This is a genomic window from Microcystis protocystis FBCC-A270 (genome assembly GCF_050500235.1).
GTDB classification, from domain to species: domain Bacteria; phylum Cyanobacteriota; class Cyanobacteriia; order Cyanobacteriales; family Microcystaceae; genus Microcystis; species Microcystis ichthyoblabe_A.
In genome coordinates this window covers 3300406-3319879 of sequence record NZ_CP191407.1, presented here as the reverse complement: position 1 = coordinate 3319879, position 19474 = coordinate 3300406, and the positions used below count along the sequence as shown (strand labels likewise).

Sequence of the window (19474 nt, the reverse complement as noted above, 5' to 3'; positions counted from 1 at the left end):
GACATCTCCAAAAATCTATGCTCCAGTCCTAGCAATGGTATTCCTACTTGGTAATGCGATTTCTTATCCCTTTAGCTAAACAGCAACATTGCTCCTATGAAATTAGCCCCCATCCCAACAAAACAGTACATCGAGCAACGAGACGAAGAATATTGGCTCGAAGGAACTCGTATCTCCCTTGATTCAGTTGTCTATTCTTTCTTAAACGGAGAATCGCCCGAAAGCATTGCCCAAAATTTCCCAATCCTTTCCCTCGAACAGGTTTATGGTGCGATCGCTTTCTATCTGGCCAATCGAGAGCTTGTCGATGCCTATCTGAAAAAGGGTGAAGCCGAGTTTCAGCGACTACAACAGTCTTGTAGAGAAAAGAGTCCTTTGCTGTACCAAAAATTGAAGGCGGCTCAAGCCAAGAAGTAGAAAGCAGCATGACAAAAATTCGCTTTCAAGCTGATGCCGATCTCAGACAGGCAATTGTGACTGGCGCAATCCGCGGACAACCAAATCTGGATTTTCAGTCAGCCAATGAAGCAGGGCTTGAAGGAATAAAAGATCCAGAAGTTTTAACCATTGCAGCACGGGATGGTAGGGTGCTGGTCACGCACGATCGCAAAACCATGCCGACTGAGTTTGGTCAATTCATCTTGTCGCAAACGAGTTCTGGTGTTCTAATTCTTTCTCAGAATCTTCCAATCGGCGAAGCGATCGATGCAATTATCTTAGTGTGGGAAGCATCTACGGCTGAGGAATGGATCAATCAGATTATGACTTTTCCATTTTAAGTGGCTACGCTATCTGGCCAAACCCTTGTAGGTGGAAGACTTGGCACAGGGAATTAATTGGGTATTAGAAGATACAGAAAGGTATAACCAATTGTGCATTCGGGCAAGGCAAAAAGTGGAGCAAGAATTTACTCTTGAGATTCAAGCATCTAAGTATTTAAAGCTGTATAATGAAACATTGTAATATAAGCAACCTCGAAAAATTGCCTCTCTTTTCAATAACAGAAGCCTAAAAGCGCCTATAGCGTTTCCTGTTCGCAAGAGGTATATTATCGATGTTAAAAAGCTTAATTAGCAAAGGTTTAACTGTGCCACACAGGTGTGAGAACCGCTATATATCACTACACTACCCCTGGTGGTCTCCTGACTTTTCAAACATCCTCTAAGAAAAACATGGGACAATTAAAATTATTTCTATTCGGGGAAGTTTCTTAACTAAAAAGACTTTTAGTCTTTAGATAATATTACGTCTAGAGCTGCTGTTCACCGATTACTGACCTAGGAAATTAACTTTGCACGATTACTTAATTTCTACGGGTTCTAAATTATCAGCAGGAGTAAAACCAAAGAGACGGGAATAAAAATAAAATTCTGCATCTAATGCTCGTTTTATCGATTCAGCTTGACGAAATCCATGTTGTTCTCCAGCAAAGGGAACGTAAGCAACGGGTAAACCTTTCGCTTTTAAAGCTTCTACCATCATTTCCGCTTGATTGGGTGGAACCACTTGGTCTTCTAAACCTTGGAAAAAGATCACCGGACAGGATAACTGACTGGTAAAATGAATGGGCGAACGCTGATAGTAAATTTCCTTTTCTTCAGGATAGCGTCCCACCAATTTATCTAAATATCTCGACTCGAATTTATGGGTATCGGTGGCTAAAACCTCTAAATCACTAACTCCGTAATAACTAGCTCCTGCTTTAAAAGTATCATGAAAAGTTAAGGCTGCTAAAGTTGTATAACCACCGGCGCTGCCTCCAGAAATTGCCAATCTTTCCCCATCGACTAATCCCTGATTAACCAAATATTTTGCCCCGTTGATGCAGTCTTCGACATCGACAATTCCCCAATTTCCCAGCAAACGCTGACGATATTGACGACCATAACCCGTACTACCGCCATAATTGACATCTAGATAGCCAAAACCGCGACTGGTCCAGTATTGCACCCGCAGACTTAAACTAGAGGTCGCCGCAGCCGTCGGTCCACCGTGACTTTTGACTAAAAGGGGCGGTAATTCGCCATTGGGGGCGGTATAATCGGGGTTTTTGGGGGGATAATACCAAGCATAGGCCGTTAGTCCCTGACTGGTGGGAAAAGCGAGCATTTCTGGAATCGATAAATAATCGCTAGAAATAGTTAAACTACTGGAAGATTTGAGAATTTCTCTCATTCCTGTCACTAAATCCAGTGAGATAACCGCCGTTACTTCCCTGAAAGAACCGCCAATAAAAACTATTTTACTCTCCCTAACTTGTAGGGAAGAAATGTTAGTATCATCAGTAATAATTTCTTGAAATTCTCGATTAACAGTATCGATACTTCCTAAATGCCAACGACCATCTTTTGTATAGCTACAAATAATCTTTGATTCCCCAGCAAAGCCGTAGTTAGATAAACCAAAAACCCAATGAGGATAGGCAAATTCAGCCTCTATTGGTTCGAGAACTGGTTCGATTTGTTCATCATGGTTAAAGCAATAAAAGTTCCAGAAATCATTGCGATCGCTGGTAAAATATAACTGTTCATCGGCAGACCAGCGCGGTTCACATACTGACTCATTTTCACCACCAGCAATGACCCGAATATTACTCAAATAAAGATTATTAATATCGGCCACCCAGAGAAAAGAACTATCCCAGGGCATATTAGGATGATTCCAACTAATCCAAGCTAATCGAGAACCGTCGGCACTTAAGCGAGGAGAGGTATAAAAATCGTCGCCTGATACTAAAGTTTTTATTTCTCCTGTATCCACATCGATGCTGACAATACTATTAACTGGTTCTCGATCTTTTTGGCTATGATCTTCACAAACACAGATTAAACGATTGCCAAATTTATCGAGAATTAAATCCGCATAACGACAGGAATTTTCTGGGGTCAGAGGTTGGGGTAAACTATCAGCAGTTTGGCGATAAATTCTTTGGTCAGCAAAATTACAAAAATAGATAATTCCGGCAACAATTAGATAGGAACCTCCCCCGTATTCATGGACACGAGTTCGCACATTAAAAGGCACTGGAGTGATGTCTGTAGTTGTGCCGTCGGGGTTTAATTTAACTAAAACATTTCGCCCCTTTTCCTGTGGTCTGCCTTCTAACCAATAAATATCTTCTCCATCTACAGTTACACCACCAAGACTAATCGATGCTGCCACAATTAGATCGGAGGTAATCGGTGATTTCCAGGAACCGTAAGCTGATATTTGATGAGACATTTTCGACTAAAGCAGTGATTCTAATGGTGAACTAACTTGATCAGAAACGCTGATAAATTAAGAAAATTCCGAGTAAACAGAACAAAGTAGGGATTAGGTGCATCCCTACCTGACTCTCTGTTTTCCTGCAATCGGAGCGGCGGGATTCGAACCCACGACCCCTACTACCCCAAAGTAGTGCGCTACCAAGCTGCGCTACGCCCCGATATTGAACCTTAACCATCATAGCGATAATCGCGGCATTTTGCAAGCTTTTTTTTTCTTCCTTTCTCCCCCATCCCCGGAATTAGCGGCCAGCTATCTAGCTAATTGGGGAATACGTCCTTTTAATCCCGTCATTAATTGCAGGGCAAACAATTTCAACGGGGGGAAACCGCGCATAATTGCCAATCCGAGACGACGGATGAGAACGATAGGCGGCCAGTTATTGGAGAACAGGCGATCTAGAAAATCTGTGAAGCCTAAAATCGCTAAATTCTCCGATATACGCCATTTTTCGTAGGATTTTAGGGTAGAAAGCGCTCCTATATCTTCTTGCTTTTCCGCTGCTTCCTTTAATACCTGCGCTAAAGCGGCTGCGTCGCGAATGCCTAAATTTAAACCTTGACCACCGACGGGATGACAACAGTGAGCGGCATCACCAATTAAAGCCAGTCGGGGTTTAACATAAGTATCACTCTGCATTAACTGTACGGGAAAGAGAGCGCGGGGACTAACTAATGCTATTTTTCCCAGTAATCCCCCTGTATATGCTTCTAATTTGTCGATAAATTCCGCTTCGGGCATTTCTTGCAGTTTTTTCGCTTCTTCATGGGGATTGGTCCAAACGATCTGACAGCGATTACCCTGGAGCGGTAAAATGCCCATCGGACCGGTGGGCCAAAATCTTTCAAAGGCGGTATCGTTGCGATCGAGTTGATGTTTAATGGTGAAAGCGACACAGGATTGCCAATATTTCCAACCTTTGGTTTTAATTTGCGCCCCTTGCCGGATAGCGGATTTGGCTCCATCAGCCCCGATAACTAATTTTGCGGTGATTTTTCGGGTTTGACCAGCTTCTTCCAAGGTGACAGTGGCTGTTTCTGCTCCGTACTCCACTTCTAACACTTTAGCAGGGGATAACCAATCAATGCGATCGCAATCTTGGCTGGCATTGTGCAGGGCGGTTAAAATCACTTGATGTTCGCCCACATAGCCCAAATAATCGGTTTTTAGCTCATCGACCACAAAGGGGACAAAAATCGGAAAATCGGCATCAGAAAGGCGAATATGACGAAATTTACCGATACTGGGCGATATTTTATCCCAGATACCCAAGCCTGTAAAAATCCGGCTGGACATCAAGGAGAGGGCATAAGCTTGACGACGGGAGGCGGCCACCTCTAGGGGACGTTCCTCGATCATAGCGATATTTAATCCTGTATTTTTTAAAGCCACCGCTAGGGTGGTTCCGACTATACCACCCCCGACAATGATTAAATCGTAGTTGTCCCGTCCTAACATATAAATATTTTTCTCAAAGATAATCAGTGACTACACTGATCTATTCTGACACGATTTTCGGGGTTGCTGTCGGGTTTGATTCTCTTCACCTCACCTAGCCATTGATAGACTTGAAAGGGTTTTGTCCGTGGTTGAGAGTTTCGGGTTATCGCCCTTCCAGAAGTCCAGGAAGAGCGATAATACTAAATCTGGTTATTAAAGACTGATTATTGGTGGTGATTCGGTAGTAGTGATGGCGGCTTAATCCTTTGCTTTGCTGTGCATTGTAGTCATGGATAAAATACCAAAGGGTTCCCCAAGGTGATTCTCCATTTTTTTAGAGAAAGATAGACTCTCTCTCACCAGCCGAGAAATCCTTTGTCGAAAGGTATTATTTAATCTTTCAATAGGATTAGTTTTACCAGTTTCTTTTCCGACTGGTCGATGACGTTTACTAGGAATTACTGTCTTATAGGACTCCCAAAAGTCTGTGTAAGCAACCGCGCATTGTCGGTAAACACCTGGTAAACTAGCCCCAAAGTTTTTTAGCTGATTGACAACTCCTATCTCCGCGCATAGCAACCAATAATTTCCCTTGTTTTTCTATCAATTAACCGCCAAATATAAATATTTATCGTCTTAGAAAAAACAAAAGACCACATCTCATCATATTCTATAACTAATTTACCTTTTAGTTTGTCCGAAACCTTTATTTGACGGGGTACAGCCGCCAGTTTATTGTTGACATAATTTTGTAACAATGACCAACTTACCCCTGTTACTCTAGCAATTCCTCGCAAGGAAATTCGTTCGAGCAAGAGTTTATCAATTAATTGTTTGGTTTCGTCAGAGACGGTTTTATTAGTGGGATTGATTACAAACGGTTGACCACACTCTTTACATTGACGTTTGGGTTTTCCATTATGAATAGAACCATTCTTAATCATATAATGAGAACCACAATTAGGACAGGGGAATAGAGGTGAAGGGGGGATTTTGTTCGGTGCTAGACTGATATTTCAGTAAGCCAGACAGAAGCCAGAAAAAGATATTTATCAGAAAAGTCATGATCAAGCTAGAGGTTTAAAGGCTCTCTTGGATTTGGTGGGTAAAATGTATTCTAAGATACATTCCTCCTAGTGAGGGGGTGGAAGGAACCACAAAGACACAAAGGACACAAAGATTGATCGATCCGATGTAAGTTAAACTGATCACACAAAGAATAAGAGAGCCATGACTGTTTACCAATCACCGAACAAACCCCACACCCCCGAACATTTGTCAAGACTCCCAGCGAAAAATCCGCGTTTGTTCACACAGCTTAATTAAGAGTTGTAACTTTTAATGAACAGGAAGGGAGTCTAGGGCTGAGAGCTTGCTATAGTGAATCCTAGCCGTTTTTTCACGGCTGGTCATTATCATCTCAGAGCCTTTACTCGTCTCAATCATCATCCCAGAGTAAAATCAATAATCCCTATGGTCAGCACGATCCAAAAACCAGAATTCGAGGAAATCCGTCCGGGTATAAAAGTTCCCGCTAAAGAAACGATCCTCACTCCCCGCTTCTATACCACTGATTTTGAAGCGATGGCGGAAATGTCGATCGCCGCTAACGAGGAAGAACTGAAAGCGATTTTAGAGGAATTCCGTACCGATTATAACCGGCATCACTTCGTTCGCAATCAAGAATTCGATCGCTCTTGGGAGCATATTGATGGCGAAACTCGCCGCTTATTCGTGGAATTTCTGGAAAGATCCTGCACGGCTGAATTTTCTGGCTTTCTTCTCTACAAAGAACTCGGCAGACGTTTAAAAAACAGAAATCCCGTCCTCGCAGAATGCTTTAACCTCATGTCCCGGGACGAAGCGCGTCATGCTGGGTTCCTTAATAAGGCTTTATCGGATTTTAACCTCTCCCTTGACTTGGGATTTTTAACCAAAAGCCGTAACTACACCTTCTTTAAACCGAAATTTATCTTCTACGCCACCTATCTTTCCGAAAAAATCGGTTATTGGCGCTATATCACCATTTATCGTCATCTCGAACAACATCCCGAAGATCGGGTTTATCCGATTTTTAACTTCTTCGAGAATTGGTGTCAAGACGAAAACCGTCACGGGGACTTCTTTGATGCGATCATGCGTGCGCAGCCTGATATTCTTAATGATTGGCGCGCTCGTCTCTGGTGTCGTTTCTTCCTGCTTTCGGTCTTCGCTACGATGTATCTCAATGATACTCAGCGTTCCGGTTTCTACGCCATTCTCGGTTTGGACGCTCGCGAGTACGATAAGTATGTAATCGAGAAGACCAATGAAACCGCCGGCCGCGTCTTCCCGATTGTTCTTGATGTGGATAGTCCTGAATTTTATGATCGCCTAGAGATTTGTGTTCGCAATAACGAGGGATTACGGGCGATCGATAGCGAAAACAGTGCCGCACCAGTTAAATTCCTGAAGAAATTGCCTATCTTCGCCTCTAACGCTTGGCAATTCCTCAAATTGTACCTGATGAAACCGATTCGGGTCGATAAATTAGCCGGTAGCGTCCGTTAAAAAGTTTGTTTTCTTGAGACATGGTGAGGGTGGGTAAAACCACCCTTTTTTTGTCGATAAAATTCTTAAGAAAATCCTCTAACATTTTTATCCTCGCTAGACTGGATCCTAGGGGTGTTAACTAGCTTTTTACTTTTTAGTTTTCACTGTCAAAAATATGGCTATTTATAGTGAATTACCCACAGGACAACGTCTCTATCTCGATAATCAAGGGCTGCAGACGATTGTAACCCTCGCTAGTGGTGCAGTGGGACAACAACAGCAGTCTAGCAGTAGTTTTGCCACCGGAGTTTGGACACAAGAACCCCAAATAGAGATAATTCCCCAAGGGGCAATTATTGAAATTATCACTGAAACCGGACCCCACAGAATCCAAATTCAAGGAAGCAGTATCGGTTTTTCCTCTCCTCATACCTCTGGAGTTTCTCAGTCCTCTCAATCGACCACTGCTACCAGTTTCTCCTCCTCACCGATGCAACCGATGCAACCAATGCAACCAATGCAACCGATGCAACCCATGAAAATGGGTAATATGTCGATGAATTTTACCCCCATGGAAATGCAAATGGGAGATATGAAAATGAGTATGGGAGACGCAAAAACCGTCAGTAAAACGCGATTTTGTAGTCAATGCGGGGCAAAAGTAGCGGCAACCGATCGCTTTTGTAGTAGCTGTGGTCATCAGTTACAGTAATAAAACCTGTTTAGCTAAATCTATAACTCCTTTTCGGGCAAAATTTTGGGGAGCATCTCATTTATCCAGGTGAGTAATTATACTTGTCACTAAAACTGTTTTCTAGCAAGGCTTTCAAAATAGCTTGACATAAAAACCTGATTTAAAGGTTACAAAGGTGAGATGCTCCCAAATTTTGTTTATATTAGCTAAATTTACCCGCTTCTAACCAGATTCGTCCACAGCGATCAAAAAGTTTATCGAATAGGGAATTGGCTGTGCCAAAGTAATAAAGCAACCGGTGTAAAGATCAGTTGCTCTGGAGAAGAACTGTATTTCAAGGGGGAATTGCTGAACTGCCCAATTTTGCTATACTGAAACCCATAACTCAAAATAGCGTTTGTTAAGTCGAGGTGTTAATGCAATGGAACCCATAGCTCTTATTTTGACAGCATTGGCGGCTGGGGTAACTTCCGCAGTTCAGGAACCTGTCAAGATGGCGGCAAAGGATGCTTATGATTACTTCAAGGGTTTGCTTAAGAAAAAGCTTAAGGAAAAAGATCACAACGAAGCGGTAGATTTAGTGGATAATCCTGATGAGCAAAATAAACCTCTTTTAGAAGCGCTATTGAAAGAAGCGGGCATAGACAAAATGCCTGATGTCATCGAAGCAGCCAACAAAGTAACAGTAATTTGCCGCCCCCACATAAACACGGCTCCTTATTTAGAAAACTACCAATCACTTCTCCAAGAACATTCTTTGATCCATATAAAAGCCCCAGATAAAATGGGAAAGACTCGGCTAGTTAATCATATTTTTAATTCTTTCAATTCCAACAATTATCGAAAGGTTCTATTAAGCATGGAGGAATTCGATATACAAGACCAAGCTGAGGCGGGAAGGCTTTTCTATCGTTTTTGTCAAGAAATTAGTAATAAAGTAGATTTACACCACAATTTTATAGACGATTGGAAAAGCATAAGGAGTTCAGGATATAAATTAAAATGTATTCAATATTTTGAAAGGTTTTTATTACCTTCTAAAAACTCTCCCATCGTTATAGTTATCGACGATCTGAACAAACTTGACAAGGATCCAACCTATAAAGAGTTTTGTTCAATGCTAAGAGCGTTTTACAATAGATGTGCAAGAAGTAGTACTCAAGATCACGGAAGTTGGAGCAGGCTTGGATTAATTATTGCACACTCAAGAATGCCAGTCCTGAACGAGAACGAATCTCCTTTTAGTGTGGGAAAAGTAATTCGATTACCTGAATTCACTGTTGATGAGGTACAATCTCTTGCCAGTCAGTATGAAATTCAGATGGATTTCACAACCATTTCCCTAATCATGCGATTAGTTGGGGGACACCCTTATTTGATCAGTTTATCTTTTGAACATCTAAAAAACCCAAATCACCTAAATAAATTACTCAGAAAAATTCAAAGTGAGCAATCATCACCAGGTGAGCAATCATTACTAGATGCAGTGCATAAAGAACTGGAAGGTATTTATACACCGCATCTAAATAAATTACTCAGAAAAATTCAAGTTATCCGTGATCAATCATTAGAAGAGGCACTATATAGGGTTATATCTACACCGAAACCAATTTACATAAGCCCCCTGATTGCGGAGGAATTAGAGGAGATGGGATTAATTAAGTTGGGAAGCCATTATGCTGATCCTTCTTGTGAGCTATATAGAATTTTCTTTCAAAATACAATTAGAAGAGCATGAACGCCCAAAACCCTTCAACTTCCTCTATACCTTCTGCGTTACCTTATAAGCATCCTGATTATATCAAGCGCAATGCGGATGAAGAATTGCTCGGATCCCTTAGAAATGGGGATTTTTGTTGTGTTCTAAATTCTCCGAAGACTGGGAAAAGCAGTCTTATGGTTCAAATATTTAATGATTTGAAAAAAGAGGGCTTTCTTTGTATATCAATAGATTTAACTTTTGTAGAAAAGATAAATTATACTTCTGATGAATTTTATAGAGATTTTAGTCAAGAATTATTAAACAATTTAACAGAAAATAAAATTTTATCGAGTTTTGATCTAGACAACTGGTGGCTGACAAAGAGTAGCCTAGGTCCTCTTTATCGTCTGAAAAGTTTTATTACTGATATTATACTGCAAGAAACTTCTCAAAAATTAGTCATTTTTGTTGATGAAATTAATTGTACTTTAAATTTCGAGTCTCGGAGTGATTTTTTTAAATTAATTCGCTTATTTTATAACCGTCGCGAGATGACAGCCGATTACAAACGTCTGACTTTTGCACTTTTTGGTATTGCTACTCCTTCAGAGCTATGTCCAAATGAAAGGATTAGTCCTTTTGACGTTGGCAAAAATATTAAATTGAGGCCCTTTCAACCTCACGAAATAACTCCCTTGAAAGATAAATTAGTCAAAGAGATTAACTATTCTGAAGCTAAAGCTACAGAGGCAATGGTAAAAATTTTATCATTTACAAATGGACACCCATACTTAACACATTGCCTTTGTAAATTAGTTATTGAGGAAAGTACCAACACCAATACTGGTACTGATACCAATATTGATCAATTAGTTGAAGAAAAAATTATCAGAGGTTGGCGAAATTTAGATTGTGAAGAGCATTTTCAGAGAATAATAAGATTTCTATCAGAACCAAACAAAAGGTCTATGGATTTATTAGATTTATACAAGGAAATCGTGCTAAGTAGCTTGAATAATTGTTCTACAGTACGTTCAAAAAGTAGTGATATGCTGCAAATTGAGCTTAAGCTTTTGGGATTAGTGTTAGAAGAAGATCATGTTCTTAAGCCTTATTGTGAGATATACAAACAAATCTTCAATCTAAATTGGATTGAACTTCAACAAAGAGAATTTATTTTTTATAGAGACGATTATGATAATTACCATAACGCTGATGAACGGCAAAAAGAACTTTATTTACTTACTGGAAAAATATTAAAACGTACTTTAGAATGGGCAAAAGACCATGAAAACATCGTTAGACATTTAGAAAATAGATTTTTTGAAGAATCTAGGCAATTTTGGAATAAAGTTCAGGACATTTTTCCTAACGAATCTGAGGATAAATGGGAAACAATTGTTAAAGCGATTAATAACCTTACAGGGGGATTTTATCAATTTAGTAATATTATTTTTGATATTATTGCTAAAAACAATAACGTTGTAGATTTACAACAGAATGAAGTTCACGGTCGGCTAGAAGATTTAGTTTTCTCACATCTCAATCTTTTTGAGGAATATGATCAGTTTCAGAAAGATCGAGACCAATTTTTAAATCAGGACGACAGTTTTGAGTTAATTTCTCTCTTTGAAAAAATTACTCAAAACGAGCCGATTCTCTTCGATGAAAAAAATCCACAACATCGTAAACTAAAAGATATGTGTTTTATAATTCTAGATAAGGAGCATAATTTAAGAATACTCAACAAGATTTACGAAAAAATTCTAGATCAAAACTGGATCAAGGAAGTCATGGCGGGACTCCGTCCCTATACAAAAGCTTTTCGAGATTGGCAACATTCGGATCGTCAAGAATCATCTTATTTATTACAAAATAATGATCTAAAACTGGCCCTAGAATGGCTAGGGAAAAAGCCTACACCGACATTAGAGGAGGGAGAGATTAAATTTGTAATGACCAGTTTAGTGGCGGAAGTCTGGACAACTGCTTCACCTTCTGTTCAATCTGAAGCTGTTTCATTGATCACAACTTCTCGACCATCATTACAAGGGAAAAATAACTACTCTGACTTTCTACTCCGAGAGATTTTACAATGGACAACCTCTCAAACTGCTGCCTTAAAAAAGCTTTTAGAATGGGTAAATGAGTCTGATATTCCTGTCGAAAATATCCGTAAATACCTAGAATTTCTTGTTAGATCGCAGATCAAAAACTGGAGTTATCAAGAACTATTTGACTTTGCTCTTGCTCCCCATAGCTCTTACCCTGAGAGAGAACAAAGAATTTTTATTACCTTCGACCAATACTGTCTTGGGGAAATAGACCAATCTCAAATCCAAGAACCCCTAAAAGAATGCGGAAAAATACTTGACAAATATCAAAATTTAAACGAAAATTATTTTCAGGAATTAGTATTTAACTTCCTCAAGACTAAAATTGCGAGAATCTCTCTTATGACACAACAACGACCCGAACAAGAAAAACTTGATGTTCTTCTGGACGAGACTGTTACCACCTCAAAAGGACACCTAAAATCAATCCTTATTTTTAATCTAGAGAATGGACTACCACTGTATCACAATAAACGACTCAAATCTGATGATCCAGAGCTTTATCGTGCTCTTTTTGCAGACGGTGGTGATGCAGTAGGAGAAGCAATTGAAGGATTTGAATCCCTCAGCAAGATTCAAGAAGCTTTAGATAATTTTGGCAAGGTAACTGCCTTTGGCAATCTCACATACTCAATTTTTAAATTGGCGGGGGGAACGATGATGGTTTATTTTGTCGAACTAACAACACCTTTTGCTATTTGCTTTATCGCTCCTGATGGAATTAATTTAGGACTGGTTGTAACACGCTCACAAGCAAAAATTAAGGAGATTAAAAATGAGCTAGAAGAATTAGGTTTTTAGTCTTTTTTTGGTTGCTGTTTTCATTTAGATATATTTACTATAAAGGAGTCAATTTTATGGTCATTCTCGCTGGCAAAATTGCAGGTGATAAAAGCGAATTCGGTCTTTTTACTCACAAAAAAGATGACTCTCAAAAAAAAGTGATGCTGGATGCCTTAATTGCCCATGAAACTTATACAACTAAGGATTATGCTCAAGGCTTGGAAAACATGATAGAGACATTTTTAGAGCAATATTATTATGGGCAATATAGTGATAATGAAGATATTTATGGTGCTTGTTTTGGTATAGCAGGACCTGTTGATCATGGCGAGGCTAGAGTTGATCGCAAGGAATTTAAAGCAACTTTTACAGAGCATGAATTCAGACAAAAACTTCCCTATAACAATGTTCCTGTCTCTTTTATCAATGATATGGAAGCAATTGGCTATGGTATTTTTTTGGGAAATGGAGAAGATCAGCTAAAAGAACTTTATCCTGGTAAATCTCACCCAAATCCTGAAGATCGCCGAGTATTAATGCTAGTGAGTGGAGGTTTAGGTCAAGCATTATGGTATAGCCATGATGAAAAAAAAGGGTTAAAACCAATCTCCTCGGAAGGTGGTCATGCGGACTTCGGTGCTAGAATAGATAAAGATTGGGAACTTTTACAATTTCTGAAAGAACTGAAACAAGAGCAGGGGGATAATAGCCCCGTTAGTTATGAGTATGTTCTATCTGCTCCTGGTTTAACCAGAATTTATCATTTTTTTCAAAGTCTTTCTGAATGGGAAAATCAGCCAAATATCAATGATGCTGATGCTATCATTCAAGCTGCCCAGGAAGGGAATCCATTATGTAAAGAAGTTTTGGATTTTTTTATCTCTATTTGGGGAGCGCAAGCAGGGAATTTGGCTCTTACCTATAAAGCCAGTGGCGGAGTTTATATTGGCGGTATTGATATTCCCATTGAAATCTTGAAAGAAGGCAAATTTATCAATGCCTTTATTGATAAAGAGGGAAATTTCAAAGCTTATAACGAAGGCATTTCTGTTAAAGTTTTTCAAGATAACAGCATTGTCATGTGGGGGGCAGCTCGACACGCTATTGAGGCGGGTTTTGTAACTAATGGTAGATTTGCAATTATGAGGGCAAATCAACAAAAAGGGCATTGAATACCCTCACAATCAAGACAACTTCTAGGATTGTCTATCCTATGCTTCTACATTTTTGTAGCAGCGTATTTTACTGCACCTCTTAATCCCTCCAGGGTATTCAAAACAATATGGACAGGAACTTTTTCTAGCAAAACAGGATTAACCCGTGCCTTATCTGTAAATGCCTTAATAAAACTGCCATTCCGCATCAATTCAATATTTTGGGCTGCAATTCCCCCCGCAATATATAAACCGCCAAACGGTAAAAAACTCACCGCCATATCCCCTGCCGCAGCCCCAAAAGCTTCTACAAAAATTGCCATTGTTTGCTGACAAAGAAAATGACCTGCTGCTGCTCCTTTAGCGATTGCTGCCCCAGGATCAGGTTGACTTAAAAAATCACCCGCATCTTCAGAAGCAAACTTGCGATCCTGCAAAAAACGAAAAATATCAACAATTCCTGGGCCAGAAACCACCCGTTCCACATCAACCTTGCCGTCGGCCCGAAGATATGCTAATAACTCCTGAGCTAACAAATTATCAGGAGCAAAACTTTCGTGGCCTCCTTCCGTTGGAAACACTCGATAGCTATCACCTTCAGGAACTGCAAACGCCTTTCCCAGACCCGTACCCGCCCCAATAATAGCGATCGGCGCATCAGGCAAAAATTCACCTTCCTGTAAAGTAACTAAAGATTTATTTTTTTCTAAGACAATATTGTAGCCAATTGCTACAAAATCATTAATAAGACTCACTTTAGCAATGTTCAATTCTTCTTGTAACCGGGCCGCATCTAATTCTGGCCAAGGTAAATTAGTGATTTTACATTTGTTGTTCAGAACAGGGCCAGCCAAAGCAAAACAAGCCTTATAAACATTACACTCATCACCCAGGAATTGTCGCACTAAAGGAACTAAACCCTCATTGCCGCTCGGATAAATTTCTTCCCGGAGAGTTGATTCATTTTTTCCGTCCGTTTCTACCAAACACAACCTGGTGTTAGTGCCACCAATATCACCGGCTAAAACTAGCATGGATTTAACTCCTAACGAAACTGTTCAAGATTATAGCATATCGAATATATTGCGATCGCTATTCTAATTATCAGAACACTTAAGTAGGGCTTACTGAATAATGGTAAAACCCTTTTAAAATAAGGCTTTTGACCTGTTAAAATCCGATGTTCATGCTGCGAAAATAGGATTGGGACTTTCAAAAACCTTGCATTATCCTTCTTGTAGTACATCAATTGGTACAAAAAACAAGGGCAACAAAGCCTGAAACGACCGGCTACTGACTCCTGACTCCTGACTCCTACCCCCAGGAAAAACTTTTTCAGCAAACCCTAAGTACCACAGCTAGTAGAATTACCTTACCTCAGAATTAGAACGGGGTAGTAGCTTTTCTGTCCGTTTACCCGCCTATAACGATCGATAATAGAAAAAATACTTTCTGCCGATCGGTCACTGTTAATGGCTTCTAATTGGGATATCTTGTTAATACAAGCGGCACGTCAGGGCAATCTGGCGCGGGTTCAAGCTTTACTGAGTCAGGGGGCAAATGTCAACGCCACCGATGGCCAAAATACGACGGCTTTAATCTATGCCGTGCAGGGGGGTCATCGGGAAATTGTGGCAATTTTGCGAGAATTTGGGGCAGATATCAACAAAAGTAAACAACCTCAAGGTTTAAGCCCTCTCATGTTAGCGGCTGCCCTCAATCACAGTGAAATCCTCGCTCAATTAATCGCCGCCGGTGCTAATGTCAATCAGGTTAATCAAGATGGTACACCAGCACTAATGATCGCCACTTATAAGGGTTATACAGCGATCGCAGAACAGTTATTAACCGCCGGCGCTCGGGTCAATATGCGCGATCGGGATGGAGATACGGCTTTATCTGTAGCAATTAGCCAAAATTACGCTGCAATTGTCGGTTTACTGCTCGATAGTGGTGTAGATGAAGAAATCCGTCAAGAAGCTTGGTTAGAGGCTCTCAACGCTAATCGTCCAGAAATCCTCCAATTGTTTATTAACCGTGGTATGCCTCTCGATGCTCCCACTTTATCTGGGGAAACTCCCCTCATTTTGGCTGTAGAGAGGGGAAATCTCGGCAGCGTACAAACTTTACTGCAAGCGGGAGCAAATCCGAATATCAGCACGGAGGAGGGAGAAACTGCCCTGATGCTCGCCGCTGCTGAGGGATATTTCGATATTGTCCGACTTTTACTCGCTCAGGCGGCCAGTGTTGACAATCAAAATCAGGCCGGAGAAACGGCCCTGCATTTAGCCACGATCGAAGGACATTTAGAGATCGTTCAGGCCCTACTACAAGCCGGTGCTTTTGTCAATCACCGCAACCATTTTGGTGATACACCCTTGCTCATTGCCACGGTGCAGGGATACGAAGCGATCGTTTTAGAATTGTTAAAACAGGGAGCGGAGCCTAACCTAACTCAGCAGGGAGAAACACCATTAACTTTGGCTCTACAGCGCCAATTTACGGAAATCTGCCGTTATCTCCTCGACTACGGGGCCAATGCCAACGCCGTTTATCCCGATGGCAAAACCGTCCTCATGAAAGCTTGTGAGGGCAATAATAGTCAATTGGTGCGCTGGTTAATCGATATCGGCGCTGATGTCAATAAACTCGATTTTAGCGGCGCTTCCCCGTTAATGTGGGCGAGTTATCACGGTTGTCTCGACACGGTTAAAGTTTTGTTAGACGGGGGAAAGGTGAACTTAAATCAGAAAAATCAAGGGGGAATGACCGCTTTAATGTTAGCTAAATTTAATCACCATCAGGCGATCGTTTCTTTATTACAACAAGCAGGAGCGATCGAGTAGAAGTGCAAGTTTAGCGATCAGCGATCGCTATTTCCTCTCAATTCTGCGTTACCATGACCACGGTGATATTATCAGAACCGCCGGCTTCTTTGGCCGCTGCCACTAAATTCTTGACAATTTCCTGACAATCGGCACCAGTTTGCAAATAATCGCTAATTTCCTGGTCGGACAGTTCTTCCGTCAAACCATCACTACAGAGAATTAAACTATCGCCGGATTGCAGATCGAGGGGAGATACCGTCACTGGGGGCAAATCGCGACGACCAAGACATTGAAATAAAATATGTCGCCAAGGGTGGTTTTTCGCCTCTTCTTTGGACAGATCACCCATTTTGATCGCCCTAGCTATCCAAGTATGATCCTCCGTCACCTGTTCTAATTTTTGCTCACGAAAGCGATAGAGACGGGAATCACCAATATGGGTGTACCAAGAGCCATCATCTCGGACGATAGCCATGACTAGAGTTGTCCCCATGTCCTGTCTTTCGGGATGTTTCAGTTGATCTTCAATAATCTTCTCGTTAGCGACGGTAATTGCCTCCTGTAGCAATTCTCCAGCAGTCAGGGGCGAATTCCAGTGTTCTTCTAGATGAACTTGGATAGTTTCAGTGGCGATTTGACTAGCTTCCTGGCCTCCCGCATGACCTCCCATACCATCAGCAACGATAAAAAAGCGCTGCTCGGGGTCGATATAATAACTGTCCTGATTAACCGATCGCACTACACCTGGATCAGTCATTCCTCCAAAAGAAAGATTGTTCATCGAAATTTTTGGTGCTAACACAATATTTATTATCCCGCAATCGATTACATCATACGATCCTGACGTTCAATTTTCTGCCAGAGTCTCACAAAAGCTATCCCCGGCAGCAGCGAAATCGCCATCGGTACTAAAGTTAACCAACCAAAACCACTGACGAATAGAAGCGTCGCTGAGATAAGCAAAGCACTGATCAGTAAAGTATAGTTGGTTCCCATTTGAATCATACCCAATCGCCGCAAAAGTCGATCGGATTCGCTGGAACGTACCCGAACACGGATATCACCCCGTTCTAATTTTTCGATCGTATCATCGATGCGTCGGGGTAAACTCAGGGCGGTGCTGCTCACTTGGGCTGCTTGTCGTCCTAACTCATCGAGGATATTACTGCCATTATTTCCTGTCATATCATTTACTAATTGCAGGGCAAAAGGTTGGGCCACTTCCATAAAGTTAAATTCGGGATCGAGTCCTTTGCCTACCCCTTCTAGGGTAGAAAATGCTCGCATGACGAAGGTAAAGGTAGCGGGAAAGCGAAAAGGCTGATCGTAGGCGATTTCATAGAGATCATCGCTGATAGAGGCCACGGATTGCTCCTCAAAGGGTTTATCCATGAAGTTATCGAGCATATACTGGATCGATCGCCGCACTGCTCCCATATCACCATTAGCAGTTAATGCTCCTAAATCCACCAGAGAAGTGACCACGCGATCGGCATCTTTTTGGGCAATTCCCAAGAGAGTCTGCATTAATTTTTCGCGCACGTTGGTTTTAATTTGTCCCATCATGCCGAAATCGTAGAAAATTAGGGAGCCATCACTATCAACGGCAATATTGCCGGGGTGAGGATCTGCGTGAAAAAAGCCGTTATTGAGTAGTTGAATTAGATAGGCTTTTGCCCCTAGTTTAGCCAACAATTTGCGATCGAGTCCGGCCGCTTCTAGGGCTTCATAATGACTGATTTTGATGCCGGGGAGGTATTCTAGGGTTAAAACCCGGGGAGCGGTGTAGCGCCAATAGACTTTCGGTACTTTCACCCAATCTTCCCCGCGAAAATTACGGCGAAAAGTGTCAGCGTTACGACCTTCATTGAGATAATCGGTTTCTTCCCAGAGGATTTTACAGCATTCTTCATAAATACCCGTCCAATCGCGACCTTTACCCCATTTGGGATGATTTTGGAAGTATTGGGCGATTTTTTTTAGGATGGTCAGATCGATACTAAATAATTTTTTTAATCCGGGCCGTTGGACTTTGACCACCACATCTTCCCCGCTCTTCAGTTGGGCCCGGTGAACTTGTCCTAAACTAGCGGCTGCCAGGGGAATAGGATCAAAGCTTTTAAAGAGTTGATTGAGGGGTTTACCGAGGGATACCTCGATAATTTTGCTGGCCTGTTCGTAGGTAAATGCGGGAACCTGATCCTGTAGTTTCGAGAGTTCTTCCACATATTCGAGGGGAAAAAGATCGGCCCGGGTGGAGAACAGTTGACCGACTTTAATAAAAGTCGGTCCCAATTCTAGCATGGTTTCCCGAATCCAAGCGGCTTGTTTTCTGCGTCTGCTGGCGAGTTTTTCCTCGCTATAGCTGCCGTTATAGCTCCATTTTTTACCGTTGAGCCAGAATTGATAAAGTACAGTCAGAACGAATCGCCAAATATCTAGACGACGACGATTGATGGAATAGTTTTCTTGATTCCAACGATAGCTATTTTTGGCGACTTGAAGGGCCGGCATTGCTGGGTTTAACTCTAGGGTAACGGGGACGGGTAGAAGGGCTGACACGCAATTTTTGGGGCTTTAAAGCGACTAAAAGAGGGTTTTTGGTTAATTTCGGTAGTTTTTTAGTTCCGAGCGCAATTGGGCGATTTCAGCCCGCATTTCGTCGATGTTTTCCTGCACATCGGCACTGGAGGAACCACTGGAGTCTGTCTCAGCATATACTCCCTTTTCCATGGCTCGATCGGCTCTCATTTGCACTTCTTCGACGAATTGCCGCAGGTTTTCCCGTTGTTCGGCATCAAATTTGCCTAATTCGCTTAAAGCGTTGGTAAACGCATCTTCTAGCTGTTCACTGACTACTTCAGCGATCGCTCGTCCGAGGAAAAAGGCGTGAATAACCGGGTTAGTCATAATCTTAAATGGATGTTTTCGCTTCGGGGTTTGTGGACGGGAAAGGCGAT

At 41.4% G+C, this 19474-nt stretch carries 14 protein-coding genes, 1 tRNA gene and 1 pseudogene; 8 read left to right on the top strand and 8 right to left on the bottom strand.

Going from position 1 to position 19474, the window contains the following annotated elements; translation table 11 throughout:
• The first annotated feature begins 96 nt into the window (after positions 1–96).
• Entirely contained in the window at positions 97–417 is a 321-nt protein-coding gene (locus tag ACQY1X_RS16145; protein ID WP_002738186.1) for a DUF433 domain-containing protein, read from the top strand.
• Positions 418–425: 8 nt separating this feature from the next.
• Complete coding sequence (locus ACQY1X_RS16140) at positions 426–779, top strand: DUF5615 family PIN-like protein (RefSeq protein WP_002774633.1); 354 nt, start codon at positions 426–428, stop codon at positions 777–779.
• A gap of 520 nt (positions 780–1299) precedes the next feature.
• Here ACQY1X_RS16140 and ACQY1X_RS16135 read toward each other — a convergent pair.
• The 4 genes and pseudogenes from ACQY1X_RS16135 to ACQY1X_RS16120 form a co-directional block, all read right to left on the bottom strand.
• Positions 1300–3222 (bottom strand): S9 family peptidase, encoded by a 1923-nt coding sequence (locus tag ACQY1X_RS16135; RefSeq protein ID WP_430014882.1) that lies wholly within the window; start codon positions 3220–3222, stop codon positions 1300–1302.
• Positions 3223–3353: 131 nt separating this feature from the next.
• Positions 3354–3427, bottom strand: a tRNA-Pro gene (locus ACQY1X_RS16130).
• Positions 3428–3519: 92 nt separating this feature from the next.
• Positions 3520–4725, bottom strand: coding sequence for an FAD-dependent hydroxylase (locus ACQY1X_RS16125; RefSeq protein WP_430013128.1), 1206 nt, complete (start codon positions 4723–4725; stop codon positions 3520–3522).
• A 259-nt stretch (positions 4726–4984) separates the two neighbouring features.
• A pseudogene (locus ACQY1X_RS16120) lies at positions 4985–5651 on the bottom strand (IS1 family transposase); the annotation flags it as partial.
• Positions 5652–6180: 529 nt separating this feature from the next.
• Between ACQY1X_RS16120 and acsF the strand changes: the two are divergent.
• From acsF to ACQY1X_RS16095, 5 genes are all read left to right on the top strand, one after another.
• On the top strand, positions 6181–7257 hold the full coding sequence (gene acsF / locus ACQY1X_RS16115) for a magnesium-protoporphyrin IX monomethyl ester (oxidative) cyclase (RefSeq protein ID WP_002752007.1): 1077 nt from the start codon (positions 6181–6183) through the stop codon (positions 7255–7257).
• A gap of 157 nt (positions 7258–7414) precedes the next feature.
• The gene (locus ACQY1X_RS16110) at positions 7415–7951 is read left to right on the top strand and encodes a zinc ribbon domain-containing protein (protein WP_430013127.1); all 537 of its coding nucleotides are present in this window, start codon (positions 7415–7417) and stop codon (positions 7949–7951) included.
• A gap of 403 nt (positions 7952–8354) precedes the next feature.
• Positions 8355–9671 carry an AAA-like domain-containing protein gene (locus tag ACQY1X_RS16105; protein ID WP_430013126.1) on the top strand — a complete coding sequence of 439 codons (1317 nt, stop codon included), beginning with the start codon at positions 8355–8357 and terminating at the stop codon, positions 9669–9671.
• Positions 9668–12550, top strand: coding sequence for an AAA-like domain-containing protein (locus ACQY1X_RS16100; protein ID WP_430013125.1), 2883 nt, complete (start codon positions 9668–9670; stop codon positions 12548–12550). Before ACQY1X_RS16105 ends, ACQY1X_RS16100 begins: the two co-directional genes overlap by 4 nt.
• Before the next feature lie 56 nt (positions 12551–12606).
• Positions 12607–13704, top strand: a complete 1098-nt coding sequence (locus tag ACQY1X_RS16095; RefSeq protein WP_287700705.1) for a glucokinase — start codon at positions 12607–12609, stop codon at positions 13702–13704.
• Between the two features lie 47 nt (positions 13705–13751).
• Here the strand turns inward: ACQY1X_RS16095 and glk are convergent, their stop codons facing one another.
• Positions 13752–14720, bottom strand: coding sequence for a glucokinase (gene glk / locus ACQY1X_RS16090; protein WP_419548205.1), 969 nt, complete (start codon positions 14718–14720; stop codon positions 13752–13754).
• A 438-nt stretch (positions 14721–15158) separates the two neighbouring features.
• Between glk and ACQY1X_RS16085 the strand changes: the two genes are divergently transcribed.
• Positions 15159–16532, top strand: coding sequence for an ankyrin repeat domain-containing protein (locus ACQY1X_RS16085; protein ID WP_430014881.1), 1374 nt, complete (start codon positions 15159–15161; stop codon positions 16530–16532).
• Positions 16533–16569: 37 nt separating this feature from the next.
• On the opposite strand, the gene ACQY1X_RS16080 is transcribed toward ACQY1X_RS16085, so the two are convergent.
• From ACQY1X_RS16080 to ACQY1X_RS16070, 3 genes are all read right to left on the bottom strand, one after another.
• Positions 16570–17295, bottom strand: a complete 726-nt coding sequence (locus tag ACQY1X_RS16080; protein ID WP_287230392.1) for a Stp1/IreP family PP2C-type Ser/Thr phosphatase — start codon at positions 17293–17295, stop codon at positions 16570–16572.
• A 44-nt stretch (positions 17296–17339) separates the two neighbouring features.
• Positions 17340–19028, bottom strand: coding sequence for an ABC1 kinase family protein (locus tag ACQY1X_RS16075; protein WP_287230408.1), 1689 nt, complete (start codon positions 19026–19028; stop codon positions 17340–17342).
• A gap of 90 nt (positions 19029–19118) precedes the next feature.
• A complete protein-coding gene (locus ACQY1X_RS16070) occupies positions 19119–19424 on the bottom strand; it encodes a DUF6825 family protein (RefSeq protein WP_002792886.1) in 306 nt (101 codons plus the stop codon).
• Between the last annotated feature and the right edge of the window lie 50 nt (positions 19425–19474).

Bases quoted from the DNA above. Each gene is read 5' to 3' on its own strand.
- ACQY1X_RS16085 (WP_430014881.1), top strand. From the start codon at position 15,159: ATGGCTTCTAATTGGGATATCTTGTTAATACAAGCGGCACGTCAGGGC.
- ACQY1X_RS16105 (WP_430013126.1), top strand. From the start codon at position 8,355: ATGGAACCCATAGCTCTTATTTTGACAGCATTGGCGGCTGGGGTAACT.
- acsF (WP_002752007.1), top strand. From the start codon at position 6,181: ATGGTCAGCACGATCCAAAAACCAGAATTCGAGGAAATCCGTCCGGGT.
- ACQY1X_RS16080 (WP_287230392.1), bottom strand. From the start codon at position 17,295: ATGAACAATCTTTCTTTTGGAGGAATGACTGATCCAGGTGTAGTGCGA.
- ACQY1X_RS16075 (WP_287230408.1), bottom strand. From the start codon at position 19,028: ATGCCGGCCCTTCAAGTCGCCAAAAATAGCTATCGTTGGAATCAAGAA.
- ACQY1X_RS16070 (WP_002792886.1), bottom strand. From the start codon at position 19,424: ATGACTAACCCGGTTATTCACGCCTTTTTCCTCGGACGAGCGATCGCT.
- ACQY1X_RS16100 (WP_430013125.1), top strand. From the start codon at position 9,668: ATGAACGCCCAAAACCCTTCAACTTCCTCTATACCTTCTGCGTTACCT.
- ACQY1X_RS16135 (WP_430014882.1), bottom strand. From the start codon at position 3,222: ATGTCTCATCAAATATCAGCTTACGGTTCCTGGAAATCACCGATTACC.
- ACQY1X_RS16145 (WP_002738186.1), top strand. From the start codon at position 97: ATGAAATTAGCCCCCATCCCAACAAAACAGTACATCGAGCAACGAGAC.
- glk (WP_419548205.1), bottom strand. From the start codon at position 14,720: ATGCTAGTTTTAGCCGGTGATATTGGTGGCACTAACACCAGGTTGTGT.
- ACQY1X_RS16095 (WP_287700705.1), top strand. From the start codon at position 12,607: ATGGTCATTCTCGCTGGCAAAATTGCAGGTGATAAAAGCGAATTCGGT.
- ACQY1X_RS16140 (WP_002774633.1), top strand. From the start codon at position 426: ATGACAAAAATTCGCTTTCAAGCTGATGCCGATCTCAGACAGGCAATT.
- ACQY1X_RS16125 (WP_430013128.1), bottom strand. From the start codon at position 4,725: ATGTTAGGACGGGACAACTACGATTTAATCATTGTCGGGGGTGGTATA.
- ACQY1X_RS16110 (WP_430013127.1), top strand. From the start codon at position 7,415: ATGGCTATTTATAGTGAATTACCCACAGGACAACGTCTCTATCTCGAT.